This is a genomic window from Pantoea sp. SGAir0215, assembly GCF_043543215.1.
This window is the reverse complement of the sequence record NZ_CP028031.1, coordinates 1,363,090-1,390,064: the sequence shown is the minus strand read 5'-3', so window position 1 is coordinate 1,390,064 and position 26,975 is coordinate 1,363,090. Positions and strand designations below refer to the sequence as shown.

25 protein-coding genes are annotated in these 26,975 nt (G+C 54.8%); 10 read left to right on the top strand and 15 right to left on the bottom strand.

Annotation, left to right across the window (positions count from 1 at the left end; genetic code table 11):
- Positions 1-13: 13 nt before the first annotated feature.
- The 3 genes from aroP (at position 14) to C1N64_RS06470 (ending at position 3,896) form a co-directional block, all read left to right on the top strand.
- Entirely contained in the window at positions 14-1,369 is a 1,356-nt protein-coding gene (aroP, locus tag C1N64_RS06480) for an aromatic amino acid transporter AroP (protein WP_039338716.1), read from the top strand.
- 176 nt (positions 1,370-1,545) lie between these two features.
- Positions 1,546-2,940, top strand: coding sequence for a glycoside-pentoside-hexuronide (GPH):cation symporter (locus tag C1N64_RS06475; RefSeq protein WP_205955973.1), 1,395 nt, complete (start codon positions 1,546-1,548; stop codon positions 2,938-2,940).
- Positions 2,937-3,896, top strand: coding sequence for a glycoside hydrolase family 43 protein (locus C1N64_RS06470; protein WP_367143306.1), 960 nt, complete (start codon positions 2,937-2,939; stop codon positions 3,894-3,896). Before C1N64_RS06475 ends, C1N64_RS06470 begins: the two co-directional genes overlap by 4 nt.
- Here the strand turns inward: C1N64_RS06470 and ampE are convergent.
- Together ampE and ampD are read right to left on the bottom strand one after the other, a co-directional pair.
- Positions 3,878-4,732 carry a beta-lactamase regulator AmpE gene (ampE, locus tag C1N64_RS06465; RefSeq protein WP_172913143.1) on the bottom strand — a complete coding sequence of 285 codons (855 nt, stop codon included), beginning with the start codon at positions 4,730-4,732 and terminating at the stop codon, positions 3,878-3,880. The genes C1N64_RS06470 and ampE overlap by 19 nt on opposite strands.
- A gap of 2 nt (positions 4,733-4,734) precedes the next feature.
- Positions 4,735-5,289: a 1,6-anhydro-N-acetylmuramyl-L-alanine amidase AmpD gene (ampD, locus tag C1N64_RS06460; RefSeq protein WP_006117696.1), complete on the bottom strand. Its 555-nt coding sequence runs from the start codon at positions 5,287-5,289 to the stop codon at positions 4,735-4,737.
- A 200-nt stretch (positions 5,290-5,489) separates the two neighbouring features.
- On the opposite strand from ampD, the gene nadC reads away from it, so the two are divergent.
- The 4 genes from nadC to hofC all read left to right on the top strand — a co-directional run bounded on the left by nadC (position 5,490) and on the right by hofC (position 9,581).
- Entirely contained in the window at positions 5,490-6,386 is an 897-nt protein-coding gene (gene nadC / locus C1N64_RS06455; protein ID WP_033740266.1) for a carboxylating nicotinate-nucleotide diphosphorylase, read from the top strand.
- 174 nt (positions 6,387-6,560) lie between these two features.
- Positions 6,561-7,010 (top strand): prepilin peptidase-dependent pilin, encoded by a 450-nt coding sequence (ppdD, locus tag C1N64_RS06450; protein ID WP_006117693.1) that lies wholly within the window; start codon positions 6,561-6,563, stop codon positions 7,008-7,010.
- Positions 7,003-8,385 carry a type II secretion system protein GspE gene (gene gspE / locus C1N64_RS06445; protein ID WP_324029052.1) on the top strand — a complete coding sequence of 461 codons (1,383 nt, stop codon included), beginning with the start codon at positions 7,003-7,005 and terminating at the stop codon, positions 8,383-8,385. The genes ppdD and gspE overlap by 8 nt, the downstream gene beginning before the upstream one ends.
- Complete coding sequence (gene hofC / locus C1N64_RS06440) at positions 8,382-9,581, top strand: protein transport protein HofC (protein WP_394515340.1); 1,200 nt, start codon at positions 8,382-8,384, stop codon at positions 9,579-9,581. The genes gspE and hofC overlap by 4 nt, the downstream gene beginning before the upstream one ends.
- A gap of 39 nt (positions 9,582-9,620) precedes the next feature.
- Here hofC and C1N64_RS06435 read toward each other — a convergent pair whose 3' ends face one another.
- Positions 9,621-10,661: a GMP reductase gene (locus C1N64_RS06435; RefSeq protein WP_033740262.1), complete on the bottom strand. Its 1,041-nt coding sequence runs from the start codon at positions 10,659-10,661 to the stop codon at positions 9,621-9,623.
- 226 nt (positions 10,662-10,887) lie between these two features.
- Between C1N64_RS06435 and coaE the strand changes: the two genes are divergently transcribed.
- The 3 genes from coaE to yacG are packed head-to-tail and all read left to right on the top strand — an operon-like array spanning position 10,888 to position 12,458.
- Positions 10,888-11,505 (top strand): dephospho-CoA kinase, encoded by a 618-nt coding sequence (gene coaE, locus C1N64_RS06430; protein WP_394515339.1) that lies wholly within the window; start codon positions 10,888-10,890, stop codon positions 11,503-11,505.
- 3 nt (positions 11,506-11,508) lie between these two features.
- Positions 11,509-12,252, top strand: a complete 744-nt coding sequence (gene zapD / locus C1N64_RS06425) for a cell division protein ZapD (RefSeq protein ID WP_006117688.1) — start codon at positions 11,509-11,511, stop codon at positions 12,250-12,252.
- A gap of 8 nt (positions 12,253-12,260) precedes the next feature.
- Positions 12,261-12,458: a DNA gyrase inhibitor YacG gene (gene yacG / locus C1N64_RS06420; RefSeq protein WP_006117687.1), complete on the top strand. Its 198-nt coding sequence runs from the start codon at positions 12,261-12,263 to the stop codon at positions 12,456-12,458.
- Positions 12,459-12,489: 31 nt separating this feature from the next.
- On the opposite strand, the gene mutT is transcribed toward yacG, so the two are convergent.
- The 12 genes from mutT to murD all read right to left on the bottom strand — a co-directional run bounded on the left by mutT (position 12,490) and on the right by murD (position 26,974).
- The gene (gene mutT, locus C1N64_RS06415; RefSeq protein ID WP_006117686.1) at positions 12,490-12,885 is read right to left on the bottom strand and encodes an 8-oxo-dGTP diphosphatase MutT; all 396 of its coding nucleotides are present in this window, start codon (positions 12,883-12,885) and stop codon (positions 12,490-12,492) included.
- Between the two features lie 133 nt (positions 12,886-13,018).
- A complete protein-coding gene (gene secA / locus C1N64_RS06410; RefSeq protein WP_394515338.1) occupies positions 13,019-15,724 on the bottom strand; it encodes a preprotein translocase subunit SecA in 2,706 nt (901 codons plus the stop codon).
- A gap of 67 nt (positions 15,725-15,791) precedes the next feature.
- Positions 15,792-16,298 (bottom strand): secA translation cis-regulator SecM, encoded by a 507-nt coding sequence (gene secM / locus C1N64_RS06405; RefSeq protein ID WP_233255760.1) that lies wholly within the window; start codon positions 16,296-16,298, stop codon positions 15,792-15,794.
- A 290-nt stretch (positions 16,299-16,588) separates the two neighbouring features.
- Positions 16,589-17,506 (bottom strand): UDP-3-O-acyl-N-acetylglucosamine deacetylase, encoded by a 918-nt coding sequence (gene lpxC, locus C1N64_RS06400; protein WP_394515337.1) that lies wholly within the window; start codon positions 17,504-17,506, stop codon positions 16,589-16,591.
- Positions 17,507-17,607: 101 nt separating this feature from the next.
- The gene (ftsZ, locus tag C1N64_RS06395) at positions 17,608-18,762 is read right to left on the bottom strand and encodes a cell division protein FtsZ (protein WP_006117682.1); all 1,155 of its coding nucleotides are present in this window, start codon (positions 18,760-18,762) and stop codon (positions 17,608-17,610) included.
- A gap of 71 nt (positions 18,763-18,833) precedes the next feature.
- The gene (ftsA, locus tag C1N64_RS06390; protein WP_006117681.1) at positions 18,834-20,090 is read right to left on the bottom strand and encodes a cell division protein FtsA; all 1,257 of its coding nucleotides are present in this window, start codon (positions 20,088-20,090) and stop codon (positions 18,834-18,836) included.
- The gene (gene ftsQ / locus C1N64_RS06385; RefSeq protein ID WP_054634500.1) at positions 20,087-20,926 is read right to left on the bottom strand and encodes a cell division protein FtsQ; all 840 of its coding nucleotides are present in this window, start codon (positions 20,924-20,926) and stop codon (positions 20,087-20,089) included. Before ftsQ ends, ftsA begins: the two co-directional genes overlap by 4 nt.
- Position 20,927: 1 nt before the next feature.
- On the bottom strand, positions 20,928-21,845 hold the full coding sequence (locus C1N64_RS06380) for a D-alanine--D-alanine ligase (RefSeq protein WP_394515336.1): 918 nt from the start codon (positions 21,843-21,845) through the stop codon (positions 20,928-20,930).
- A complete protein-coding gene (gene murC / locus C1N64_RS06375; protein WP_006117678.1) occupies positions 21,838-23,313 on the bottom strand; it encodes a UDP-N-acetylmuramate--L-alanine ligase in 1,476 nt (491 codons plus the stop codon). Before murC ends, C1N64_RS06380 begins: the two co-directional genes overlap by 8 nt.
- A 75-nt stretch (positions 23,314-23,388) precedes the next feature.
- Positions 23,389-24,447, bottom strand: coding sequence for an undecaprenyldiphospho-muramoylpentapeptide beta-N-acetylglucosaminyltransferase (gene murG, locus C1N64_RS06370; protein WP_058702059.1), 1,059 nt, complete (start codon positions 24,445-24,447; stop codon positions 23,389-23,391).
- A complete protein-coding gene (ftsW, locus tag C1N64_RS06365; RefSeq protein ID WP_033740255.1) occupies positions 24,444-25,658 on the bottom strand; it encodes a cell division protein FtsW in 1,215 nt (404 codons plus the stop codon). The genes murG and ftsW overlap by 4 nt, the downstream gene beginning before the upstream one ends.
- A complete protein-coding gene (gene murD / locus C1N64_RS06360; RefSeq protein ID WP_006117675.1) occupies positions 25,658-26,974 on the bottom strand; it encodes a UDP-N-acetylmuramoyl-L-alanine--D-glutamate ligase in 1,317 nt (438 codons plus the stop codon). Before murD ends, ftsW begins: the two co-directional genes overlap by 1 nt.
- Between the last annotated feature and the right edge of the window lies 1 nt (position 26,975).

The following is a 26,975-nucleotide window of genomic DNA, read 5'->3' as shown; positions in this document are numbered from 1 at the left end:
TCATGAGGTGTGTATGGAACAACAGCACGGTGAATCGCTGAAGCGCGGTTTAAAAAATCGCCATATACAGTTGATCGCCTTGGGCGGTGCAGTGGGAACCGGCCTGTTTCTGGGCAGCGCGTCGGTCATCAAATCCGCAGGTCCCGCCGTTATTTTAGGCTATGCGATTGCCGGGTTTATCGCCTTTCTTATCATGCGTCAGTTGGGTGAAATGGTGGTCGAGGAGCCCGTTGCCGGGAGCTTCAGCCACTTTGCCTATAAATACTGGGGAAATTTTGCCGGTTTCGCCTCTGGCTGGAACTACTGGGTGCTGTATGTGCTGGTCGCCATGGCGGAGCTGAGTGCCGTCGGTAAATACATTCAGTTCTGGGCGCCCGATTTTCCCACCTGGGCATCAGCCGCTATCTTCTTCGTGCTGATTAATGCCATTAACCTGACGAACGTTAAAGTGTTTGGTGAAATGGAGTTCTGGTTTGCCATTATTAAAGTTATCGCGGTGATTGCGATGATCCTGTTTGGCGGCTGGTTACTGTTCAGTGGTACCGGTGGGCCGCAGGCAACCGTGCGTAACCTGTGGGAACACGGCGGCTTTATGCCGAATGGCCTCGGTGGGCTGGTGATGGTTATGGCGATTATCATGTTCTCCTTTGGCGGTCTGGAACTGGTCGGGATTACGGCGGCAGAAGCGGACAATCCTGAAACCACGATTCCAAAAGCCACCAACCAGGTGCTGTGGCGGATCCTGATTTTCTATATCGGCTCGCTGGCAGTGCTGCTGTCATTAATGCCGTGGACGCGCGTGACTGAAGATACCAGCCCCTTTGTGTTTATCTTCCACGAACTGGGCGATGCCATGGTTGCCAATGCACTGAACGTGGTGATCCTCACCGCCGCACTGTCGGTCTATAACAGCTGCGTTTACTGTAACAGCCGCATGTTGTTTGGTCTGGCACAGCAGGGGAATGCGCCAAAAGCGCTGCTGAACGTGGACCGCCGCGGTGTGCCCGTGATGAGTATTCTGGTGTCAGCCGTCGCCACCGCGCTGTGCGTGCTGCTGAACTTCCTGATGCCGGGTGAGGCGTTTGGTCTGCTGATGTCGCTGGTCGTGTCTGCGCTGGTCATCAACTGGGCGATGATTAGCCTGGCGCACCTGAAATTCCGTAAAAAGAAAAACCAGCAGGGCGTTACCACCCGTTTCAAAGCGGTACTGTACCCTCTGGGTAACTGGGTTTGCCTGATCTTCCTGGCTGGCATCCTGGTCCTGATGGCGATGACGCCAGGCATGGCCATTTCCGTATGGCTCATTCCTGTCTGGCTGATCATCCTGGCTATTGGCTATTTCATCAAGAATAAGACGCAAAAAGCCTGACGGCATTGCCTGCCCGCCGACAGAAAACGGCGGGCAGGCAGTCGGTAAACCCGACCCTGCTCACACTTCTCCCTGCACGGCTGTTTTGTCCATCATCCCAACAATTTCGTGCCGCGCCGCCTGTGGATTAAACATTAATAATCCTTTTATGTTTAATTCCTCTGCAGGTTACAACAATGACAGATAACCCCCTCTCATTCAGAGAAAAGCTGGGCTATGGCATGGGTGATGCGGGGTGCAACATGATCGGTGGCGCTGTCATGCTGTTCCTCAGCTATTTCTATACCGACGTTTTTGGCTTAGCACCGGCCTTAGTGGGCGTGCTGTTACTCTCGGTGCGCATTCTGGACGCCATCACCGACCCGATAATGGGCGCGATAGCTGACCGTACCAAAAGCCGCTGGGGACGTTTCCGTCCCTGGTTACTGTGGGTGTCAGTGCCCTACGTTATATTCAGTGTACTGATGTTTACCACGCCAGACTGGAGCTATTCCAGCAAGGTCGTCTGGGCCTTTACCACCTACTTTTTCATGTCCCTGGCCTATACCGCCATTAATATCCCCTATTGCTCGCTGGGTGGCGTCATGACTAACGATCCCGGTGAGCGTGTCTCCTGCCAGTCGTACCGGTTTGTCATGGTCGGCATTGCCACCCTGATTCTGTCACTGTCGTTGCTGCCGATGGCGGAATGGTTTGGCGGTGCGAACAAGGCGCGGGGTTATCAGATGGCGATGGCTGTGCTGGCCCTGGTGGGGCTGGCAATGTTTCTGTTCTGCTTCGCCACCGTGCGGGAACGTATTCAGCCTGCCGTCCCTACTCATGATGATCTGAAAAACGATTTGCGTGATGTGTGGAAGAACGATCAGTGGGTGCGCATCTTGCTGTTGACACTTTGCAATGTCTGCCCGGGTTTTATTCGTATGGCAGCAACCCTGTATTACGTGACCTGGGTCATGGGGCAAACGGCGCACTTTGCCACGCTGTTTATCAGCCTGGGCGTGGTTGGCATGATGCTGGGTAGCACGCTGGCAAAAGTCCTCACCGACCGCTGGTGTAAGTTGAAAGTCTTTTTCTGGACCAATATCGCCCTTGCCCTGTTCTCCTGCGGCTTCTACTGGCTTGATCCCCACGCCACCGTGACAGTGGTTATCGCTTACTTTCTGCTTAATATCCTTCATCAAATTCCCTCCCCTTTACACTGGTCTTTGATGGCGGATGTGGACGATTACGGTGAATGGAAAACCGGTAAGCGTATTACCGGCATCAGCTTTTCAGGCAATCTGTTCTTTCTCAAGGTCGGACTGGCCGTCGCGGGGGCGATGGTCGGCTTTCTGCTCTCGGCTTACGGTTATGATGCAGGTGCGAAACAGCAATCGGCTCACGCGCTCAACGGCATTGTCCTGCTGTTTACCGTTATCCCCGGGGCTGGCTATTTGATTACCGCGGGCGTGGTGCGACTGATGAAAGTGGATCGCACATTAATGCAAACCATTCAACGCGATCTTGCCCTCCGCCAGATTCAGGCGCACGAAAAACACCCTACCGAGCTTCCGACTGGAGAGTTGAAATGAGCGAAAACTGGCCCAACCCCTTTATTGAACGGCGCGCCGATCCGTTTATCCTGCGCCACGGAGAACACTATTACTTTATTGCTTCCGTACCGGAATATGATCGTCTTGAGCTACGTCGTGCCAGCACGCTAACGGCCTTACGCACCGCGACACCGGTCGTGGTCTGGCGTAAACCCGATATTGGGCCGTTCAGTGAGCTGATCTGGGCACCGGAGTTGCATCGTATTGAGGAACACTGGGTTATCTATTTTGCCGCAGCGCCTTCGCGCGATATCAAAGATGGCTTGTTTCAGCACCGGATGTACGCGCTGGTGTGCAACGATGACGACCCGCTCAGTGGCCACTGGCAGCCCCCGCGCCAGGTGTTAAGTCATCTCGACAGTTTTGCGCTGGATGCCACCCACTTTGTTCACCAGGAGAAAAACTGGTACTTATGGGCGCAGAAAGATCCTGCAATTCCAGGGAATTCCAACCTCTATCTGGCTGAATTGCGTAATCCATGGACGCTCAAAGGTAAACCGGTGATGCTGAGCCGTCCTGAATATGAATGGGAGTGCGCGGGGTTTAGCGTCAACGAAGGCGCGGCCGCGATAGTGCATGGTGACTGGCTGTTTATTACCTATTCTGCCAGCGCAACGGATGAAAACTACTGCATGGGCCTGCTTTCCATTCCGCGTGATGCCGATCCGCTGAACGCGATGGCCTGGCAGAAATCAGCGCGTCCGGTCTTTGCAACCAGTTGGGAAAACCGCCAGTATGGACCGGGACACAGTTGTTTTACTCAGGATGAGAACGGGCGCGATCTGCTGGTCTATCACGCACGCAATTATACAGAAATTGAGGGCGATCCCCTTTGGGACGGTAATCGCCATACGCGTCTGAAATATTTTCACTGGCGTGAGGATGGCACACCCGACTTCGGGGTTCCCCCTGCCGACTACACCAACGTGCCGTAAATGGTCAGCAACGCCACAACCACCACCAGCACCAGCGAAATGCGCTTCGCCAGCGCCACGGCGACACGTGGCGTTGCGACCTTATCGCTGTGCGGATCGCGAGCCAGCGAAAACTGCGCCAGCGTGGTTAAAACCTGGTACTGCGAGTGGTGCCTGTCCGTCAGCGAGGCAAACCAGGCAGGCAAGGCTTTCTCACCGTGCCCCAGCAGCGCATAGGCAACGCCCGCCAGCCGCACCGGGAGCCAGTCAACCACATGCAGAATGCTGTCCACGCCAGACTGAGAGCGGGCCATGGGCGTGCAGTGTTTTGCCAGCCAGCTTTGCCAGGCGCGTAAAAACGCATACCCCACGAGTAACACCGGTCCCCAGGCACCGCCCACCACGAACCAAAACATCGGTGCCAGATAGAAACGGAAGTTAATCCAGATGAGCGCATTCTGAAGCTCACGAAGGAATTCGCGTTCGCTGCACTCAACAGGCACACCGTGGATCAGGGTTAACTCTGCCGCCATGGCCTGATGTGCCGCGGCGTCATCACGACTCGCCGCCTGCAAATACGTATGATAGTGCTGACGCACCACACCCGCTCCGATGCACAGTAACCCCACCACGATCCAGAACAGAAGCTGAGGAACACCAAACAAAATGCCTTTCAGGCTCCCGACCACCAGCGCGGTCAGGCCCATCGCGATAATCAGCATCAGCAGTGTGCGCATCACCGAAAAATGCTGACGGCGACGAAAGACAGGCTCCAGCCGGTGATCCAGTTGCCAGTGCTCCCCCAGCTTAAACAGCCGTTCCCAACCTAAAACCAGTAACAAGGTAAATAACGTCATAGTTACTCCAATTTTTGTTGCTGTAACCGCTGTTTAAAATCGTCCCAGTCAAACGCCGGGCCGGGATCGGTTTTCCGTCCCGGTGCAATATCACTGTGGCCGGTAATGCGCGCAGGCGTTAACGGATAATGGGCTAACAACGTCTGCGTGACCTGATGCAGAGCGGCGTATTGTGCCTCGGTATAAGGTTCAATATCCGTGCCCTCCAGTTCAATGCCAATTGAAAAGTCGTTGCAGTTTTCCCGCCCCTCAAACTGCGAGATGCCAGCGTGCCAGGCACGTTTATCAAAGGGAACATATTGCACGATTTCGCCATCACGTCGGATAAGGCAGTGCGCCGCAACGCGCAGATGAGCAATCTCAGCAAAGTAGGGATGCGCGTCGGCAGGCAGCGTGCCGGTGAACAGTTTATCAATCCACGGGCCGCCGAATTCGCCGGGCGGCAGGCTGATATTGTGAATGACCAGAAGGGATGGCGCTTCATTATGCGGCCGATCATTACAATGGGGGGACGGCACCTGTCGCACACCGGACAGCCAACCTTTTTCTACTTTCATGCTGGATTCTCTTCGCAGGACCGGTTTGAGAATAGCATGAATTTTAAGGGATTATTGCGTCAAAATGCGTTGCACTATCGGGCTGATAAACGCACATGTTAAGTATACTAAACAAAAAGTGACTAAGGACTGGTGCCTTCGCGCTATTCAGGCTATGGTAATCGCCTCTGTTACCTGACATTTACTGGAGCGGAACGCGTATGTCTGTGCGTCGCTATGATCCTGACAGTCGCCATCAGGCGCTGCTTGAACGTATTGAAAATGATATCCCCGAGGCCGTTGAACGCGCATTAAAGGAAGATCTCGGCGGTGAGACAGAGAGCGACCGCGACATTACCGCGCAGCTCCTGCCAGCCGACAGTCGGGCACATGCTCAGGTTATTACCCGTGAAGCCGGTGTTTTTTGTGGTAAACGCTGGGTCGAAGAGGTGTTTAACCAGTTAGGCGCGCACACCGCCCTGACATGGCATGTGGAAGATGGACAACATGTTATCCCGGATCAACCCCTGTTTGAGGTTGACGGGCCAGCCCGCCTGTTGCTGACGGCCGAACGCACCGCATTGAATTTTGTGCAAACCTTGTCCGGCGTCGCCACGGAAGTCAGCCGCTATGTCGCGCTGCTGGAAGGCACACAGACACAGCTTCTGGATACACGCAAAACATTGCCAGGCCTGCGAACAGCGCTGAAATACGCCGTGCTGTGCGGTGGCGGCAGTAATCATCGCCTCGGCCTGTCCGATGCGTTTCTGATTAAAGAAAACCATATTATTGCCAGCGGCTCAATTCGTCAGGCCGTCGAAAAAGCCTTTTGGCTTTATCCGGATGTCCCTGTGGAAGTCGAAGTTGAATCGCTGAAAGAGTTGGAAGAGGCACTGGCTGCGGCGGCCGACATCATCATGCTGGATAATTTTTCCCTTCAGGCGATGCGCGAGGCGGTGAAGATCACGGCTGGTCGTGCGCTACTGGAGGTGTCAGGCAACGTCACCGAAACGACGATTCGGGACATCGCCGAGACCGGTGTGGATTATGTCTCTGTCGGCGCGCTGACTAAGCATGTGCGTGCTCTGGATCTGTCGATGCGCTTTCAGGCGCAATAATCTCTGTTGCCGTGCCGCCGGCACGGCCTGTTTTGTGCACCAGCATCCAGTGACGTAGTCCTGTTCCTGTAACCCTCCAGATTTATTGCCTGCCCTTTTCCACTCTCCGGGTTTCCTGCTGTTATTACCCACAGCGTCTTCCTAGACTGCGGCCTTCTTACTCAGGAGGCAAATATGCACTATCAACAAGGATTCACGTTAGTTGAATTAATGATTGTGGTCGGCATCGTGGCGATCCTCAGCGCTATCGGGCTGCCTGCCTATCAAAATTATCTGCAGCGCGCCGCGCTGACCGACATGCTGCAAACCATGGTGCCCTTTAAGACGGCCGTTGAGCTTTGCGCGATTGAACGCGGCGGGCCTGAACAGTGTCAGGCCGGGCAACGCGGTATTCCGCAGGGCACAACATCACGTTACGTGTCGGCGATCACCGTGGTCAACGGCATGATTACCCTGACCGGGCAGGAGAGCCTGAATGGATTAAGCGTAGAAATGCTGCCCGTCTGGGACAGTAACGAAGGCACGCTCGTCTGGCAGCGTACCTGTACCAGCACTAACACCACGTTACGTGACAACTGTCAGGAACAATTCCGCTTTGACAGTCGTGGGGGCACAAATGAGTAAACCCGACGATGCGATAGCGCTGATCTGTCAGCGCTATCGCGCCATCATCCTCGACCACAACGCGACGCATTTACGTCTTGCTGTCGCTGAGCAGGTTCCGCCAGGACTGGCCGAAGCCCTGCAATTTGCCAGCCCGTGTCAGATCGCTATTGAGTGCTGGCCGCAGGCCCGGCTCGAACAGGCTGAAGCGATGCATAGCCCCTTGTGTGCTAAAGAGGGTGCCGCCACAGAATCGGCAATCGATACCGCCAGCCAGCTTCTGCATCAGGCCGCACAGCGGCGGGCCTCAGACATCCATATTGAGCCTTATCAGCACAGCCTGCGTATTCGTCTGCGCATTGACGGCGTGTTGCATCCCCTGCCCCTGCAACGGGACATACAGCCAGCGGCTCTGCTGGCGCGGCTTAAAATTTTGGCCGGGCTGGATATTGCCGAACGTCGTCTGCCACAGGACGGTCAGTTCAGCCATGAGATTGACGGTCAGGTCGCTTCCTTTCGGCTCTCAACGTTGCTGACGCAGGGCGGAGAGAAAGCCGTCGTACGTTTGCTGCAGCGGGAAGGCGCTACACTGTCCCTGGACTCGCTGGGCTTACCCGCGGCACCGCTGCGCCTGCTCAAGGCTGCGCTGGCACAGCCCCAGGGCCTGATTCTGGTCACGGGCCCAACCGGCAGTGGAAAAACGTTTACCCTTTACAGCGGACTGAGCGCGATTAATCAGCCCGGAAAGAACATTTGCAGTGTGGAAGATCCCATTGAGATCCCTTTGCCGGGCATCAATCAGACGCAAATTAATCCAAAGTATGGGCTCGATTTTAATCGTGTGTTACGCGCGCTGCTTCGCCAGGATCCGGATGTCATCATGATAGGCGAAATACGTGACGGCGAGACCGCTGAAATTGCCGTAAAAGCCGCGCAAACCGGTCATCTTGTCCTCTCGACTTTGCACACTAACTCAACGGCTGAAACGCTAACGCGCTTACGCCAGATGGGCATTCCTGGTTATTTACTGGGCTCAGCGTTGCGCCTGATTATTGCTCAGCGCCTGGTCAGACGCCTGTGTCCGCACTGTCGTGAACCTGCACAGGCCGTGGCACATCTCCCGACGTCAGTCTGGCCAGGCACGTTACAAACCTGGCGGGCACCGGGTTGCGATCACTGCTTTTCGGGTTATTTTGGCCGTCTGGCTTTATTCGAACTCCTGCCCGTTACAGCCAAACTGCAAAATGCTATCGCCGCCGAAATGCCTCTGGAGGAGGTATTGGCGCTGGCAAAACAGCAAGGGATGCGCACGCTACAGGCTTCGGGGCTGGACGCTGTCAGCCGCGGCGAAACCTCTCTGGAGGAGATGCAGCGCGTTATTGGGCTCGAATCATGACGCACCTTTTTCTTTATCGCTGGTATGCTGTAGATACACAGGGCAGACTGCAAACGGGTTATCATCTGGCCCCCGACAGTGAGACGCTGTCTGACGACCTTTCGCGCCGGCACTTAGTGCCGGTGAGCGAGAAGCGGGAAAAAATGATGCGCCAACGTGACTGGCGGTCACAGCATAAAATTGATTTCATTCGCCAGCTCGCCACCCTGCTAAAGGCGGGCCTTCCTTTGTCGCAAAGCCTTGATCTGCTGGCATCAGGTCACCCGCATGCCGCCTGGCGGGCGTTGATGCAGGCCTTACAGCATCACGTCTTGCGTGGCGAGCCATTTTCGCAGGCATTACGCCAGTGGCCAGAGGTTTTTCCGCCACTTTTTGCTGCGCTGATGGCGGTCGGCGAGCTGACCGGTCAGTTGGATATCTGCTGCGAACAACTGGCGCAGCAACAAACACGTCAGCAGCATTTGCGCGCTAAGGTTCTGAAAGCCCTGCGTTATCCCCTGTTTATTCTGTTCGTGGCGTTGGCAGTCACCTGCGGTATGTTGCTGTTTGTGTTGCCGGAGTTTGTTTCCGTCTATGCCTCGTTTGACGCGCCTTTACCCGCCTTCACCGCCGCCGTTATCACCCTGTCCGACGCATTACAGGCGGGCGGATTGCCGTTAATCGGGGGCATTGCCCTGCTGGCGACGGGCTGGTACCACGCGCGGCGGTGCTCTGAAAACTGGCAGCGCTGTGAGCAACGCGCCCTGCTGCGTGTGCCGGTTATCGCCGGGCTATGGCAGGGCAGTCAACTGACGCAAATCTACAGTGTGTTGCAACTGACCCAGCAGGCAGGATTAACCCTGCTCCAGGGTCTTGATGCGGCCTGTGTCACGTTGTCATCGCGGCTGTGGCAGGATGCCATCAAGGCTATTCAGCAGCACATTGCGCAAGGCAATCCTCTGCATCAGGCGTTGCACGCGCATCCCCTGTTTACGCCACTTTGTCGTCAGTTGATTCGTGTGGGCGAAGAGTCAGGCGCACTGGATGTGATGCTGGCGCGTCTGGCTGAATGGCATGAAAGAGAAACGCTGACGCGGGCTGATAATCTGGCCGCCTCGCTGGAGCCCGTGATGATGGTGGTGATTGGCGGCATTGTCGGCACACTGGTGATCGCCATGTATCTGCCTGTGTTTGGGCTAGGTGAGGCCATGCAGTAAAGGTGCTCCGTTCCTTTACTGCATGCTGAGCAGGCGGGGTTAACGGGAAAAGATGCGGTTTTCCTGCTCGGCCACCCGAATAAACGTGGTGCGCTTGGTTAACTCTTTTAGCCGCTCAGCTCCCACATAGGTGCAGGCAGAACGAAGCCCGCCGAGAATATCGCGAAGGGTTTCTTCTACCGGCCCGCGCAAGGGGAGTTTCACTGTTTTCCCTTCTGCCGCACGATATTCCGCCACGCTTCCCGCATGACGTTTCATTGCGGATTCTGAGCTCATGCCGTAAAACAGCATAAACCGCTCGCCGTTTTCTTCTGTAATTCGGCCTTCGCACTCATCATGTGCCGCCAGCATACCGCCCAGCATGACAAAATCCGCGCCGCCACCAAACGCTTTGGCGATATCACCCGGCACAGCGCATCCGCCATCGCTGACGATTTGCCCACTCAGGCCGTGCGCCGCATCGGCGCACTCAATCACGGCAGAGAGCTGCGGATATCCCACGCCGGTTTTGACGCGCGTGGTGCAGACTGAGCCCGGTCCAATCCCCACCTTCACGATATCGGCTCCGGACAGGATTAGCTCTTCGACCATTTCCCCCGTGACGACGTTACCCGCACAAATCGTTTTGCCCGGGAAGATCTCACGCGCACGCTTCAGGAAATCGACAAAGTGCTCAGAATAACCATTGGCAACGTCAATACAGATGAACTGCAGGTCATCGCAAATGGCCATGACCGCGATAAGTTTGGTGAGATCGGCGTCTGAGGTGCCGGTAGATACCATCACATATTTCAGTACTGATGCCGGTACGCGTTGAACAAACGCCCGCCAGTCTTCCACACTGTAGTGTTTGTGTACGGCTGTTAAGACATTGAAACTGGCCAGCGCCTCGGCCATTGAAAAAGTCCCCACCGTATCCATGTTGGCCGCGATAACAGGTACGCCGCGCCAGTCCAGGCCGGAGTGTTTGAACGTAAAGCTGCGATCCAGTTCGACCTGAGATCGGCTTTTCAGCGTGGAGCGCTTTGGACGAATCAGTACGTCTTTAAAGCCCAGTTTCAAATCTTCTTCAATGCGCATACATAGTGTCCTGGTAAGAGGTTATTCATCGCCATGAAGGGCGTTATCACAAAGCCAGTCACCTCATGATACGCGCCATTTGCACCGCAACAAGAGTGCGAATTTCACTTTATTTACGCTACAATCCATCAGATTCGACGGCGTCTTTCTAACGAAATCGGACGCGCAACATGATCGTGTCGTAACGCTTTGGCTTACCTGTGACTGAACGACTAAGAGAGTGAGAGTGAGAGATACGCCCTACACGGTGGCGCTGACCGGTGGCATTGGCAGCGGCAAGAGCACTATTGCCGCGTACTTTGCTGCAGAAGGCGTGACGATCATTGACGCTGATGTCATTGCCCGCGAGGTCGTCGAGCCGGGCACGCCTGCTCTGCAGGCGATTGTTGCACGCTATGGTGACAGTATTCTGACCGATCAGGGAACACTGCAACGTGCGCGCTTAAGAGAGATTATTTTTGCGGCACCTGATGAAAAAAACTGGCTAAACGCGCTGCTTCATCCCCTGATTAACGCCCGCACACAGCAGCTTAAAGCGCAGGCGACCTCACCTTATGTCCTGTGGGTCGTGCCGTTGCTGGTTGAAAACCAGCTCCAGCATCAGGCCGATCGGGTTTTGGTTATCGACACCGATGAAGAAACACAGCTGAAACGTACGCTCGCACGCGACAGCGTTTCTCCTGAGCAGGCTAAACGCATTCTTGCGGCACAGGCGACGCGCCAACAGCGCCTCGCCTGTGCCGATGATATTATTGATAACAGTGGCGCGCCTGAAAATGCGCTACCCCAGGTTGCCAGACTTCATCAGCGTTATCTGAAGCTTGCGGCAGCGAAACAGGATTAATCCATGAGTACAGTCGTTCTGTTTGAACATCCACTGAATGAAAAAATGCGCACCTGGCTGCGTGTCGAATTCCTGATCGATCAGTTGCATCAGGTTACGCCATTGGAAAATACCGCCACGGCACTGACTTTTTTTCGTCTGATCGGCGAACTGCTGGATATCTTTGAACGCGGCGACATGCGCACCGAGTTGCTGAAAGAGCTTGAGCGTCAGCAAACCAAACTGCGCGCGTGGGCGGATGTGCCCGGCGTCGATATGTCCGTGGTGGATGCATTGCGCGACAAACTAAAAGCACAATCTGTTCTGCTTAACAGTGCGCCGCGTATGGGGCAGCAACTGAGGGAAGATCGTCTGATTGCTCTGGTTCGTCAGCGGCTCAGTATTCCGGGCGGGTGCTGCAGTTTCGATCTGCCTGGTCTGCACATCTGGCTGCATCTGCCGCAGACAACACGTGATGCGCAGGTGACAAGCTGGATGGAAACCCTGATACCGCTGCACAGCACACTGGCCATGTTGCTCGATTTAATCCGTCAGTCGGGCACTTACCGTTTACAAACCAGTCTGAACGGTTTTTATCAGGATAATGCCGAAGGCGCCGATCTTCTGCGTCTGCAACTGGACATAGAGGACGCACTTTATCCTCAGGTATCCGGTCATAAGAGCCGTTTTGCGATACGTTTTATGCCACTGGACAGTGAGCGCGGTGAAGTCCCTGCGCGCCTCAACTTCCAACTGGCCTGTTGTTAGAGGTGAATATGCAGGAAGAAATTATGACCGTTAACTGTCCGCAGTGCGGTAAAACGGTTATCTGGGATGAACTGAGCCCGTGGCGGCCGTTTTGCAGCAAACGTTGTCAGTTAATTGACCTTGGCGAATGGGCTGCGGAAGAAAAGCGCATACCCAGCAGCGATGAGTTGAACGACAGTGACAACTGGAGTGAAGAAGAACGCTAAGTCACGCGGTGGGGCATAATGCCCCACCCTGTTACAGTTCGCCTGCCACCAGACGCGCTATCAGTTCATGATTTGCCGCCGGAAATTCTTCAGCGATCAGCGCCCGCTGTTCGACCCAACGCTGTGGCTGCCCCTCTTTGCCCCAGGGTTCACCTTTCCAGCCTTCGACCAGGAAAAAATGCAGCGTCACACGCAAATCGTCATAGGTATGATCTTTGATGCCAATGGCGCGGGCATCAGTCACCTCAATGCCGGTCTCTTCGAGCAGTTCGCGCACTAAACCCTGCTCAGGGCTTTCACCCGCTTCAATTTTACCGCCGGGAAATTCCCACTTATTGGCCATGTAGGAGGAAGCCGCACGCTGGGCAAGAAAAATGTGTTTATCGGCATTGCGGATAATGCCGACGGCAACCTGCAGGTGCTTCATGAATATATCCTGAAGAGTGGGTGAATGAGCGCTGATTCTAAAACATGTTAAGCGGGTTGTTAACCGCGCCATCGTTCAGCGGACAAAAAGCCAAAAAAAAGGAGCCAGAGGCTCCTTTTCAGTCAACACGTTATCAGGCCAGGCGACCATGACACTGTTTGTATTTCTTACCTGAACCGCATGGGCAAGGATCGTTACGTCCGACTTTACGCTCGCCGCCCTGCTGGGCAAGCGACTCGGCCGCCAGCACATCTTCGCTGACATGGCTGAGATGCTGCTGCTGCGCCAGACGCTCTGCCTCTTCGCGACGTTGCTGCTCCATCGCTTCCACTTCTTCTGGCATTCGCACCTGCACCTTGCTCAGTGTGCTGATTACTTCATACTTCAGCGTTTCAAGCATGGCGGCAAACATGGCAAACGATTCACGTTTATATTCCTGCTTCGGATCTTTCTGCGCGTAGCCACGTAAGTGGATGCCCTGACGCAGATAATCCATTGCCGCCAGGTGCTCTTTCCACAGGGAGTCCAGCGTTTGCAGCATCACGCCTTTCTCAAAGTTACGCATCATCTCCGCGCCCACGATCTCTTCTTTCGCCGCATAGCTATCGGCAGCGTGTTTCATAATGCGCTCACGCAGCGTCTCTTCATGCAGGTCCGGTTCTTTATCCAGCCATTTACTGATTGGCAGATCCAGATCGAAATCGTTACGCAGGCGCTCTTCCAGTCCCGGTACGTCCCACATTTCTTCCAGTGACTGCGGTGGAATGTAGCTGTCGATAATCGATTTATAGACGTCTTCGCGAATACTGTTGATGGTATCGGAGACATCAGAAACATCCAGCAGCTCATTACGCTGGCTATAGATCGCGCGGCGTTGGTCATTCGCCACATCATCGTATTCCAGCAGTTGCTTACGAATATCGAAGTTACGGCTTTCCACTTTACGCTGTGCGTTGGCAATCGCTTTGGTTACCCACGGGTGCTCAATGGCCTCGCCCGGTTTCATTCCCAGCTTGCGCATCATGTTAGAAACACGATCAGAGGCAAAAATACGCATCAGCGCATCTTCCATTGACAGGTAGAAACGTGAAGAACCCGCGTCCCCCTGACGACCCGCACGACCGCGCAGCTGGTTATCAATACGACGCGATTCATGGCGTTCCGTACCGACGATATGTAAACCACCTGACGCCAGCACGGCATCATGGCGAACCTGCCAGGCCGCTTTAATCGCCTCGATCTGCTCTTCAGTCGGATCCTGCAGCTCAGCGACTTCGGCATGCCAGCTACCGCCCAGCATAATATCGGTACCACGGCCCGCCATGTTGGTGGCGATGGTCACGGCACCCGGCTGACCAGCCTGAGCAACAATATCCGCTTCGCGGGCGTGGAATTTGGCGTTCAGAACATTGTGCTTAATGCCTGCGCGTGTCAGCTCGTTTGATACAACTTCTGACTTCTCGATCGAAATCGTACCTACCAGTACCGGTTGCCCTTTCGCGGTACGTTCGCGAATATCCTCAATAATGGCATCGATCTTCTCTTTCTCTGTCATGTAGACCAGATCGGCCAGATCTTTACGCACCATCGGACGGTTGGTTGGCACAACGATGGTATCGAGCTTGTAGATGGAGCTGAACTCAAACGCTTCGGTATCAGCCGTACCCGTCATACCGGCCAGCTTTTCATAAAGGCGGAAGTAGTTCTGGAAGGTGATCGATGCCAGCGTCTGGTTTTCGTTCTGGATTTCAACGCCTTCTTTGGCTTCAACGGCCTGATGCAGACCATCAGACCAGCGACGTCCTTGCATGGTACGACCGGTATGCTCATCGACAATGATGACTTCGCCATCTTTAACGATGTAATCAACATCGCGCGTGAACAGCGCATGTGCACGCAGCGCAGCCGTCACGTGATGCATCAGCATGATATTCGTCGGTGAATAGAGGGATTCACCTTCCACCATAATGCCCTGGCTCACCAGCAGCTCTTCGACTTTCACCAGGCCGCGCTCGGTCATGTGCGCCTGACGCGCTTTCTCGTCAACCCAGAAATCGCCTTCACCCTGGAAGTGGTCAGAATCTTCTTTTTCCTGACGGATCAGGTGAGGAATGATTTTGTTCACTTTGGTATAGAGTTCAGAGCTGTCTTCTGCCGGACCTGAGATGATCAGTGGCGTTCGCGCTTCGTCAATGAGGATGGAGTCGACCTCATCCACCAGCGCATAGTGCAGTTTACGCTGTACTCGCTCTTCAGGACTGAACGCCATGTTGTCGCGCAGATAGTCGAAGCCATATTCGTTGTTCGTACCGTAAGTGATGTCCGCTGCATAGGCTTCACGTTTGGCGACGGAAGGCAGACCTGACATGTTGATACCGACACTCAGGCCAAGAAATTCAAACAACGGGCGGTTATTTTCCGCATCACGCTGGGCCAGGTAATCGTTGACGGTAACAACATGAACACCTTTACCGGTCAGGGCATTCAGGTAGGCTGGCAGCGTTGCCGTAAGCGTTTTACCTTCACCGGTACGCATCTCAGCAATACAGCGGTTGTTGAGTACCATACCGCCAATCAGCTGGACATCAAAGTGACGCATGCCAAAGACGCGTTTACTGGCTTCACGCACGGTTGCAAAGGCTTCCGGAAGTAAACTCTCCAGCGACTCGCCTTTTTTCAGGCGCTCACGGAACAGTTCCGTTTTCGCTTTCAGTTCTTCATCAGAGAGCTTTTCAAAATCCGGTTCCATCTTATTGATGATATCAACGGTTTTACGCATGCGGCGCAAAGTACGATCATTGCTGCTACCAAAAACCTTGGTTAACATTTTGATTAACATAATAAATATATTCTCAATTCAGCCGAATCGTCGGACTGCGAAATCTAAAAGGGTGTAATGAAAGTGATTAGCAGAACAATGAAGCGGGGCCGGCACGGATACCGTGCACTTTGCCATGCCAGGCTGCTCGCGTCAGGGCAGGCGCGTCAGACACAGGCAGCAGAGACAAACCAAAGGCGTCGTATGTCTGTGCTGTCTGGGAGGTCAATAAGGCATGAAGTGAATCGATTAACGCCAGCTTTTGCGCGGCCAGCGGATGTACCTGCTCTTCCGCCTGAGACTGCGGCGTCAGCGTGAAAGAGAGGTGGCGGATTACCGTGCGAATGGCATGCTGGTGCCAGTAGTCAACCGTAAAACTGGGACGTCGCGAGGCTTCCTGAAGACGAATAAGATGATCGAAACGAACGGCATTGCCGATGAACAGGCTGCTGGCTGAGGATTCGGATCCGGTGTTAAGTTCCGCTGTTTGCGCACACGCCGGCAAGCCGAGACTGGCCGCCACCATTCCCAGCAGGAAATGAGGCCAGAAATAGCGTCTACCTATTTGTCGCCAGCGTAGAAGGATTCCGATCACAATTGTTCCATTGCGCATAACAATTTCATTATTCACTGCTGTTTTCAGCAGCATGCAGCCTGTAAAAGCGCCAGAGATAGTAACACTAATGTGGCGTGCCGACACCTGCGTTTAAAGCGACAACGGAAGAAATCGCACCTGATTGTGCAGCAATTCAGCAATTGTTTGCTTTAGCATGTGAAGAGTGTCGCAACACACAGAGAGCGAAGGCGGGGCAATAAAAAACGGCCGGCGCGACTGACCGGAGAGAGTGTCAGCGCAACCAGCCGTTTTTACGTTCTGATCAGGAATTAAGCCAGAACCAGATTTGGTGCTTTAAACGCCAGCGGCAATTCAGCTTCGTCTTCGAAGGTCGCCCATTCCCAGGCTTCCTGCTTAGCCAAAACGGCCTGCAGCAGTTTGTTGTTCAATGCATGGCCCGATTTGTACGCGGTAAACGCGCCGATAATGTTATGGCCACACATAAACAGATCGCCGATAGCGTCCAGCATTTTGTGACGGACAAACTCGTCTTCAAAACGCAGACCTTCTTCATTAAGCACGCGGAAATCATCAAGGCCTATCGCACAATCTAAACTACCGCCCAGGCACAGGCCTTTAGACTGCAGATATTCGATTTCATGCATGAAGCCAAAGGTGCGTGCACGGCTAATCTGACGAACAAACGCTTCGGCAGAGAATTTCATCTGGTAACGCTGAGAGCTGGCATCGATAGCCGGGTGTTTGAAATCAATAGTGAAATCAAGCGAAAAACCGTTATACGGTTTAATTTCCGCCCATTTATCACCATCTTCAACACGCACGGTTTGCTTAACGCGCACAAACTTCTTGGCGCTGCTGAGCTGCTCAATACCTGCATCCATCAGCAGATAGATAAAAGGCGCTGCGCTGCCATCCATAATCGGGATTTCAGGTGCATCGACTTCCACCATAATGTTGTCGATGCCCAGGCCCGCCAGTGCGGCATTCAAGTGTTCAACTGTCGAAATACGCACGCCTTCATCATTCACCAGGCAGGTACTCAGCATGGTGTCGCGCACGTATTTTGCATCAGCCGGAAAATCAACCGGGGGATTCAAGTCGGTGCGACGATAGATGACCCCGGTATTAGCCGGTGCAGGGCGCAACGTCAGGCTGACTTTCTTGCCGGTATGTAAACCGACACCTGTCGCCTGAACAATACGTTTTAATGTCCTTTGTTTGATCATCGTAATTATCTCGCAATATTACTTTCCGACCGCCAGTATACGTTACCAGCGGGCGAACACTTTAGCACAAAGAGCGGGAAAACCCAATTATAAGGTTATTCCTAGTCGGCCTGCTTACGCAAAAACGCCGGGATATCAAGGTAATCTGGCTCTTTGTTCGATTGCGCATTCTGATCGTTCACCACTTTCGCTGCAGGTTTCTGCTCCTGCGGCAGCGGCGACATACCGTGCTGCTGGTAACGGTGATCCATCACTGGCTGGCTGGCCGGTTTGTTGGTGACCAGCGTGATTTCAGGACGCTTGTCCATACCAATACCGGTTGCCACCACGGTGACGCGCAGTTCATCGTTCATTTCTGGATCCAGAGAGGTACCGATAACCACGGTGGCGTTGTCTGAGGCGAAGGCGCGGATGGTATTACCCACGGTTTCGAACTCATCCAGACGCAGGTCAAAGCCCGCCGTGATGTTGACCAGCACGCCACGCGCACCAGACAGGTCAATATCTTCCAGCAGTGGGCTGGAAATCGCCATCTCAGCAGCTTCTTCCGCACGATCTTCACCGCATGCCACGCCAGAGCCCATCATGGCATAACCCATTTCTGACATGACGGTACGCACGTCAGCAAAGTCGACGTTCATCAGGCCAGGGCGGGTAATCAGTTCAGCGATACCCTGCACTGCGCCTTTCAGTACGTCGTTAGCTGCGCCAAAAGCATCGAGCAGCGAAATGCCGCGCCCAAGCACTTTTAACAGCTTGTCGTTAGGAATGGTGATCAGTGAATCGACGTGCTTAGACAGCTCTGCGATCCCCTGCTCGGCAAACGCCATGCGCTTCTTGCCTTCGAAGTTGAAAGGCTTGGTCACGACCGCAACGGTCAGAATACCTAAATCTTTCGCCACTTCAGCTACAACAGGCGCTGCACCGGTACCGGTACCGCCACCCATTCCCGCTGCGATGAACACCATGTCTGCCCCTTCCAGCGCAGAACGCAGTGCTTCGCGATCTTCCTCTGCAGAGTTACGGCCCACTTCCGGGTTCGCACCCGCACCCAGCCCTTTGGTAATGTTATTACCGATCTGGATGGTCTGGCCGACCGCTGTTTTACGCAACGCCTGGGCGTCGGTGTTAACAGCGAAGAATTCCACACCTTCGATACGCTCGCGTACCATGTGCTCTACGGCGTTGCCGCCGCCACCGCCGACGCCGATGACTTTAATCACCGCGTCATTGGTTAATTCCATAGGTTCAAACATGATTTCTCTCCGTTATGTGCCTGTCGCCTGGAGATCACAAAAGAAAACAGCATGATCCCCTTTTACAAAAATTAAAACTCTTTTTTTAACCAACTATTGATACGTTTAAACCAGTTGCCGACTGAAACCCGCTTTTCCGCCTCTGCGTCACCGTTCATGTGTGACTCTTTGCCGTAATGCAACAGCCCTACCGCCGTGGAATAGTAAGACTCCTGCGCGTAGTCCGTCAGGCCAGTAATGTTCAGCGGCTGTCCAATGCGCACCTGCGTATGGAATACGCGCTGCGCGCAGGCGGCCAGACCTTCAATCTGCGCCGCGCCGCCGGTTAATACAATCCCCGCAGCAAGATGGTGTTTCACTCCCTGCTGGCGAAGCTGCTCTTGCAACTGCAAAATCTCGTCATTGACCAGATTTAAAAGTTCGGTGTAACGCGGCTCAATTACCTCAGCCAGCGTCTGACGCTGTAAGCTCCGTGGCGGACGTCCGCCAACGCTCGGCACTTCAACGTTCTCATCTTTTCCAACAATCGATCCCAGCGCGCAACCATGCCGGACTTTAATCGCTTCCGCATCGGTAGGCGGCGTGCCAAAGGCGTACGCAATATCGCTGGTAACTACATTGCCCGCATAGGGAATGACCTTCGTGTGGCGCAGTGCACCGCCAGTATAGACGGCGATATCCATTGTGCCGCCCCCGATATCCACCACGCAAACGCCCAGTTCGCGTTCGTCTTCGGTCAGTACAGCAAAGCTGGACGCCAGACCGGCAAAAATCAGTTGGTCAACTTTGAGGCCACAACGTTCAACGGCTTTAACAATATTTTTCGCCATATCATTGTGACAGGTGATCAAATGGACTTTCGCCTGCATACGTACACCGGAAAGGCCGACCGGGTTCTTGATGCCTTCCTGGTAATCGATGGCATATTCCTGAGGAATAACGTGCAGAATGCGATGCTCGTCACGAACGCGCACAGACTTTGCCGTGTGCACCACATTCTCTACATCATCCTGAGTCACTTCCTCTTCTGAAATCGGAACCATCCCGATTTCGTTCTGGCAGCTGATATGTTTGCCCGATAATGCAAGGTAGACGGAGGAAATCTGGCAATCCGCCATCAACTCAGCCTGATCAATGGCGCGCTGTACGCATTTCACCACCGACTCAAGATCGTTAACGCCACCTTTATCCATACCGCGGGACGGACAACTGCCGACCCCAATAATATTGACCATACCATCGGGCAGAATTTCCCCAACCAGGGCGGCGACTTTCGCAGTGCCGATTTCGAGTCCAACTACCAGTTTTCTGTCCGTTGCCTTGATCATTGTTGTTTAGCCTGTGCCTGGTTTTGTTGCTGATTACTGTCCTGTGGCTCCATCACTATCGGTGTCCAGCCAACGGAGGCGCCAGAGTCATAGCGTAAATCAACGGAGTTGATGCGCTTGTGTTCATTCTCGCCTTGTTGCTGCAACACCGGATAAAGCTCAATAAAACGATTCAGACGCTTCATGGTATCGGTACGGCCCAGTTCGATACGTACATCGTCACTGGTCACCAGTTGCCATGAACGTCGTGCCGTCATCGACGCCACCTTCAGGGTAAACTTCCTGGCTTTCAGCACATCATCCATACTGTGATAGCCCGCCAGGACCTCTTTTTCACTGCCTTCTGGCCCATACAACATGGGCAACGTTTCTTTGCCCATATGATTGGCCGGTACGCTAAATGACACGCCGTCGCTGTCCACCATATGCGCGTCGTTCCAGCGTGCCACCGGCGTGTACTCAACCAGATGAATCTTCAGTTCATCAGGCCACTGTTTGCGCACACTGACCTGTTTAATCCACGGCAACCGTTCAATCTGCTGCTGGATAATGTTCACATCCTGCGACATAAAGGTGCCGGGTGGCCCCAGGGATAAAATCGCCTGGCGGATGTCGTCGTGGGTGGTGTAATGCAACTCACCGGTGACCACCAGTTTCGACAGGGGTAAGCGGGATGCATCATTCATCCACTTCAGCACCACTAATCCACCCGCAATCATTATGCCCATTACCATCAGCAGAAAGACGATGCCAAACAGCCGGGCACCGTTACTGCGGCCGGTGCGTGCCCGCTCCTGCGCCTCACGATTGCGTACATTCATCGCCGCCTGTGACATATCAGTCGGCCAGTTCCAGAATGCGTACGACCAGTTGAGAAAAGGTCAGTCCCGCCTGCTTTGCTGCCATCGGCACTAAGCTGTGGCTGGTCATGCCCGGGGAAGTATTGGCTTCCAGTAACTGAAAGCGGCCCTCACCATCGGTCATCACATCGACACGACCCCAACCCTGACATCCCAGCGCTTGCCAGGCAGACCACACCAGCTGTTGTAATTCTGCTTCACGCTCTGCACTCAGCCCTGCGGGACAGAAGTACTGAGTATCGTCAGAAATGTATTTAGCTTCATAGTCATAAAACTCGCTGGCAGTCTTTATTTTTATCGCTGGCAGAATCTGATCGCCCAGAATGCCCACGGTATATTCTTCACCACTCAGAAACGCCTCGATAAGTACGTTATCGTCGTGACGAAATGCCTCTTCCAGCGCGGCCATCAGATCACCCTGCTGATTAACCCGGCTGATGCCAACGCTGGATCCTTCACTGCTCGGTTTAACAAACAGAGGGAAGCCCAGCGCGGCAATCGCCGCCTCTGTCGCGGCGTCCAGACCCGACTGCATCTGTGCACGGGTCATCCAGACAAACTTACCTGCCGGCAGTCCCCTGCCCTGCCACAGTAATTTGGTACGCAGCTTATCCATGGTCACCGCCGACGCCATGACCCCGCTACCGGTATAAGGCAGTTGCAGGAATTCAAGCACGGCCTGAAGCGTGCCGTCTTCGCCACCGCGACCATGCAGCGCGATAAAGACTTTGTCGAAGCCCTGCGCTTTCAGATCCAGTACAGACTGCTCGCGTGTATCAATACCGTGCGCATCAATGCCCGCTTCACGTAAACCGGCCAGTACGGCAGCCCCGGACATCAGGGAGACCTCGCGTTCGGCTGAGGTGCCACCCATCAAAACAGCCACTTTAGACATGACGGCCCTCCACTTTGCGCTCTGGCTGCAGTTTGCATTCCGCCAGTTTACGCGCGACTTTCCCGACGTTACCTGCGCCCTGAACCAGAATCAGATCGTTACCTGACAGCAACGGTGCCAGCATCTCGACTAACGCATCATGCTCCGGCACCAGAATGGGGTCGACTTTACCGCGGTTGCGGATTGCACGACACAGCGCACGGCTGTCAGCACCCGGAATCGGCGTTTCGCCGGCGGCATACACATCCAGCATCAGTAAAACGTCGACCTGTGACAGCACGTTGGCAAAATCATCAAACAGGTCGCGCGTGCGGGTATACCGGTGCGGCTGAAAGACCATCGCCAGTTTTTTATCCGGCCAGCCTGCGCGCGCCGCTTTAATGGTGGCATCCACTTCCGTTGGGTGATGGCCATAATCATCAACCAGCATAGCCGTGCCAGGCGTGCCGTTGACCGGTTCGGTAGCAAACTCGCCCAACTGATCGAAACGACGGCCGGTTCCCTGGAAGCTCTCCAGCGCCGCCAGAATCGCGCTGTCTTCAATGCCTTCTTCGCTGGCAACCGCAACCGCTGCCGCGGCATTCAACGCGTTATGCCGTCCCGGCGCATTCAGCGTGATCGCGAGTGGTGCCTTGTCCTGACGAATCAGGTTGAAATGCACCTGAGCGCCACGCTGTTCAAAATCTTCAATGCGGAAGTCCGCATCCTCGCTGAAACCATAGGTCGTAATCTGACGTCCTACACGCGGTAACAAGTCGCGAATCACCGCATCATCAACGCACATCACCGCACGGCCATAGAAGGGCAGGTTGTGCAGAAAATTGATAAACGTCTGCTTCAGGTTTTCGAAATCACCCTGATACGTGTCCATATGATCGGCTTCGATATTGGTCACGACGGCAACCATCGGCTGCAGATGCAGGAAGGACGCATCGCTCTCATCCGCCTCGGCGATCAGATAACGGCTGCTGCCCAGACGCGCATGCGTGCCCGCCGCTTTCACCAATCCACCGTTAACGAAGGTCGGATCCAGGCCACCTTCGGCATAAATGCTGGAGACCATCGCCGTTGTCGTAGTTTTGCCGTGCGTTCCGGCGATCGCAATGCCATGACGAAAGCGCATCAGTTCTGCCAGCATCTCAGCGCGACGAATCACCGGGATACGTTGCTCGCGTGCCGCAACCAGCTCAGGGTTATCCTGAGAAACCGCACTGGAGACCACGACGACACTGGCATCCGTCACGTTTTCCGGGCGGTGGTTGAAGTAAATCGTTGCGCCCAGATTGATCAGATTTTGGGTTACCGGGTTAGGCGCCAGATCAGAACCGCTAATATGGTAGCCTTCATTCGCTAACACTTCGGCAATACCGCCCATGCCAGCACCGCCGATGCCGACAAAGTGAATGTGCCGGACGCGACGCATCTCGGGCACGATTGAACGCAGTTTTGCCAGTTGTTGTGTATTCATTACGCTTTCTTATACCTACTCATTCAGTTTGTGCTCAGGTTGTTGAGCACGGGCCAGCCAGGCTGACCTGATTCTTTAACGTGCGGCGCGAGCCACTTCCTGTGCAACCCGTTCGGTGGCATCAGGTACCGCTACCGCGTGGGCCTTTTCTGCCATCGCGAGTAATGTTGGACGGTCCCAGTGACGCAACGTTTCCGCTACCGCCTCCGCAGTAAACTGCGGCTGCTCAAAAATTTTGGCTGCCCCTGCGCCTTCAAGCGGCAGGGCATTCCAGTACTGCTGGCGATCTTTGTGCTGAAACGGCACGAAAATCGCCGGTAAGCCTGCGGCAGCGATTTCGCTTACCGTTAATGCGCCAGAGCGGCAAATCACCACGTCGGCCCAGGCATACGCAGCGGCCATATCATCAATAAACTCGGTCACTTTATGCTGCGGCTGACCGGCTTGCTGATAGGCCTGTTGTACTTCTTGCAAGGCGCCCTTACCCGTCTGATGCCAGAGGGTAATGGTCTCGCCCAGCCTGGCGGCAATCTGAGGCAACGTCTGGTTCAGAATGCGCGCGCCCTGACTGCCCCCGATAACCAGAATACGAATCGGTCCACTGCGGCCAGCCAGCCGTTGCGCCGGTGACGGCAGCGCCAGCACATCGGTACGCACCGGATTACCCACAACGTCCGCGTGCGGAAAGGCACCCGGGAAGGCCTGCATGACCTTGGTGGCAATTTTAGCCAGCCATTTATTGGTGAGCCCGGCAATACCGTTCTGCTCATGGAGTACCACTGGCACCCCGCAACTCCAGGCGGCCAGACCACCGGGCCCCGATACATAACCGCCCATGCCCAGCACCACATCGGGCTTCCAGGCTTTGATAATCTTGCGCGCCTGACGCCAGGCGTTGAAGATGCGTACCGGCGCTAACAACAGCGCTTTACTGCCTTTACCGCGTAATCCACTGATGCGGATAAAATCAATGTCGATACCGTGCTTCGGTACCAGGTCGGCTTCCATACGATCGGCCGTGCCTAACCAGCGCACCTGCCAGCCCTGCGCCTCGAGATGATGGGCCACAGCCAGCCCCGGGAAAACATGCCCGCCGGTTCCTCCTGCCATGACCATCAATCGTTTACCGCTCATCGACCACCCCGGGTAAACGCCTGCGCTTTAGCCAGACGCGTTTCATAATCAATACGTAACAAAAATACGATGGCCGTCGACATAATGAGCAGGCTCGAGCCACCATAACTAATCAGCGGTAATGTCAGACCTTTTGTCGGCAACATCCCCGCCGCCGCACCCACGTTGACCAGCGCCTGAAAGCTGAACCAGACGCCGATTGAGCAGGCCAGAAAGCCGGAGAAACGTTGGTCAAGTTCAAGTGCGCGGCGGCCAATCGACATGGCGCGAAAAGCCACGAAGAATACCATTAACAGGGCTAAAACCACACCGATGTAACCCAGTTCTTCTCCGATAATCGAGAAAATAAAGTCGGTATGTGCTTCCGGCAGGTATTCCAGTTTCTGTACCGAATTGCCCAGTCCCTGGCCCCAGAATTCGCCGCGGCCAAACGCCATCAGTGACTGAGTAAGCTGGTAGCCGCTGCCGAACGGATCTTCCCACGGATTCCAGAAAGAGGTCACACGGCGCATACGATAGGGCTCGGCGATGATTAACAACACCACCGCGAAGATGCCGGAACCGATAATCGCCAGGAACTGCCACAGCTTTGCCCCCGCCAGGAAGAGCATCGCGAGCGTCGTGACAAACAGCACCACCACCGTACCCAGATCGGGCTGAGCGAGCAGCAGCACCGCCAGCACGACCATCACCCCCATCGGCTTACAGAAGCCCCAGAAGTTATTGCGGACTTCCTCAACCTTACGCACCAGATAACTGGCGAGATAACAGAAGAGCGTGAGCTTAGACAGTTCCGCTGGCTGAATACGCAGTGGACCCAGTGCAATCCAGCGTGATGCCCCGTTTACGGAGCTTCCTACGACCAGCACAATCAACAGCATGACGACCGACGCCATCAACATCACGTTGCTGTAGCGTTGCCAGAAATCCATGGGTACGCGCAGCGTGACCAGCGCGATACCAAACGCCAGCGCAATATAGAACGCATCACGCTTGGCAAAGTAGAACGGATCGTCATTCAGACGCTGTCCCACCGGCATTGAAGCCGATGTGACCATCACAAACCCGATTGCAGCCAGCCCCAGGGTCAGCCAGAGCAAAGTCCGGTCATAGAGCACCTGCGAGGTATCGTCGCTCTCACGCGCCCCCATCACCCAGTTACTCAGGCGACCTGACAGATAATTCACAATGCCCGCTCCAGGAATACGCATCAGCTTAACTCCCTGGCCAGTTGCGCGAAGACATCGCCGCGCTGTTCAAAATTGCGGAACTGGTCAAGGCTGGCGCAGGCCGGGGAAAGCAGGACCATGTCGCCTGGCTGTACCTGTTTTGCAATCTGCGCCATTGCCTCCTGTAACGTTTCGGTCCTGACCGCCACGTCAGGGCGGAGCGCGGCCAGTGCATCACCATCGCGCCCAAAGCAAAACAGCCGGATACGATCGCCCTGCAGATACGGTTGCAGTGGAGAGAAATCCGCAGATTTGCCATCGCCTCCCAGCAGTAACCAGAGCGTACCGTCAACCTGTAATCCCTTCAGAGCCGCTTCCGTACTGCCCACATTGGTTGCTTTTGAATCATTGATCCAGCGCACACCGCGGCTTTCATGAACCAGTTGGAAACGGTGCGCCAGACCTGAATAAGCCGCCAGTGCGGACAGACTGGTCGAGCGTGGCAGACCAACCGCATCGGCCAGCGCCAGCGCGGCGAGCGCATTGGTGTAGTTATGCTGTCCGACCAGCGTCATCTCGTCTGTGTTCAGGACTTTTTCGCCTTTCGCCCGCAGCCAGACACTGCCCTGCTGTTTGTTCAGGTGATAATCGCCGATATCAATACCGAAACTGACACAGCGTGCGTCGGCACCGCGTACCGGCATGGTCATGCCATCGTCGGCATTCACCACGCAAACCTGAGCGTTCTCGTAAATCCGCAGTTTTGCCGCGCGATACTGCTGCATACCTAACGGATAGCGATCCATATGATCTTCGGTCACGTTCAGGATCGTGGCCGCTGCGGCCTTCAGGCTGTAGGTGGTTTCTAACTGGAAGCTGGAAAGCTCCAGAACATAGAGCTGAGCGGGCGCTTTCAGCAGGCTCAGCGCGGGCAACCCAATGTTACCGCCGACGCCTACCTGCCAACCGGCGGCTTTCGCCATTTCGCCGACTAACGTAGTGACCGTACTCTTTCCGTTTGAACCGGTGATCGCCACGATCGGTGCCTGTGCTTCCCGGCAAAACAGCTCAATGTCGCCGACGATTTCAATGCCCGCGTCTGCCGCTTCACACAATGCGGGATGGGCCAGGGCAATGCCGGGGCTGGCCACGATGAGATCCGCAGCCAGCAGCCAGTCGCGATTGAGACCGCCCACATAACGTTCCACCTGCTCAGGCAGTTTATCCAGCCCGGGCGGTGATACACGGGTATCCATCACGCGGGGCGTTACGCCCTGCGCTATAAAGAAATCAACACAGGACAGGCCGGTCAGGCCTAATCCAATGATGACGACTTTTCTCCCGCGGTAATCAGCCATG

What these genes read in the sequence shown, in the direction of transcription:
- C1N64_RS06475 (WP_205955973.1), top strand. Translation starts at nt 1,546, where the DNA reads ATGACAGATAACCCCCTCTCATTCAGAGAAAAGCTGGGCTATGGCATG.
- lpxC (WP_394515337.1), bottom strand. Translation starts at nt 17,506, where the DNA reads ATGATCAAACAAAGGACATTAAAACGTATTGTTCAGGCGACAGGTGTC.
- ftsA (WP_006117681.1), bottom strand. Translation starts at nt 20,090, where the DNA reads ATGATCAAGGCAACGGACAGAAAACTGGTAGTTGGACTCGAAATCGGC.
- ampD (WP_006117696.1), bottom strand. Translation starts at nt 5,289, where the DNA reads ATGAAAGTAGAAAAAGGTTGGCTGTCCGGTGTGCGACAGGTGCCGTCC.
- ppdD (WP_006117693.1), top strand. Translation starts at nt 6,561, where the DNA reads ATGCACTATCAACAAGGATTCACGTTAGTTGAATTAATGATTGTGGTC.
- murG (WP_058702059.1), bottom strand. Translation starts at nt 24,447, where the DNA reads ATGAGCGGTAAACGATTGATGGTCATGGCAGGAGGAACCGGCGGGCAT.
- C1N64_RS06470 (WP_367143306.1), top strand. Translation starts at nt 2,937, where the DNA reads ATGAGCGAAAACTGGCCCAACCCCTTTATTGAACGGCGCGCCGATCCG.
- ampE (WP_172913143.1), bottom strand. Translation starts at nt 4,732, where the DNA reads ATGACGTTATTTACCTTGTTACTGGTTTTAGGTTGGGAACGGCTGTTT.
- yacG (WP_006117687.1), top strand. Translation starts at nt 12,261, where the DNA reads ATGCAGGAAGAAATTATGACCGTTAACTGTCCGCAGTGCGGTAAAACG.
- zapD (WP_006117688.1), top strand. Translation starts at nt 11,509, where the DNA reads ATGAGTACAGTCGTTCTGTTTGAACATCCACTGAATGAAAAAATGCGC.
- secA (WP_394515338.1), bottom strand. Translation starts at nt 15,724, where the DNA reads ATGTTAATCAAAATGTTAACCAAGGTTTTTGGTAGCAGCAATGATCGT.
- C1N64_RS06380 (WP_394515336.1), bottom strand. Translation starts at nt 21,845, where the DNA reads ATGTCTAAAGTGGCTGTTTTGATGGGTGGCACCTCAGCCGAACGCGAG.
- gspE (WP_324029052.1), top strand. Translation starts at nt 7,003, where the DNA reads ATGAGTAAACCCGACGATGCGATAGCGCTGATCTGTCAGCGCTATCGC.
- ftsQ (WP_054634500.1), bottom strand. Translation starts at nt 20,926, where the DNA reads ATGTCACAGGCGGCGATGAATGTACGCAATCGTGAGGCGCAGGAGCGG.
- ftsW (WP_033740255.1), bottom strand. Translation starts at nt 25,658, where the DNA reads ATGCGTATTCCTGGAGCGGGCATTGTGAATTATCTGTCAGGTCGCCTG.
- murD (WP_006117675.1), bottom strand. Translation starts at nt 26,974, where the DNA reads ATGGCTGATTACCGCGGGAGAAAAGTCGTCATCATTGGATTAGGCCTG.
- C1N64_RS06435 (WP_033740262.1), bottom strand. Translation starts at nt 10,661, where the DNA reads ATGCGCATTGAAGAAGATTTGAAACTGGGCTTTAAAGACGTACTGATT.
- murC (WP_006117678.1), bottom strand. Translation starts at nt 23,313, where the DNA reads ATGAATACACAACAACTGGCAAAACTGCGTTCAATCGTGCCCGAGATG.
- ftsZ (WP_006117682.1), bottom strand. Translation starts at nt 18,762, where the DNA reads ATGTTTGAACCTATGGAATTAACCAATGACGCGGTGATTAAAGTCATC.
- nadC (WP_033740266.1), top strand. Translation starts at nt 5,490, where the DNA reads ATGTCTGTGCGTCGCTATGATCCTGACAGTCGCCATCAGGCGCTGCTT.
- mutT (WP_006117686.1), bottom strand. Translation starts at nt 12,885, where the DNA reads ATGAAGCACCTGCAGGTTGCCGTCGGCATTATCCGCAATGCCGATAAA.
- hofC (WP_394515340.1), top strand. Translation starts at nt 8,382, where the DNA reads ATGACGCACCTTTTTCTTTATCGCTGGTATGCTGTAGATACACAGGGC.
- aroP (WP_039338716.1), top strand. Translation starts at nt 14, where the DNA reads ATGGAACAACAGCACGGTGAATCGCTGAAGCGCGGTTTAAAAAATCGC.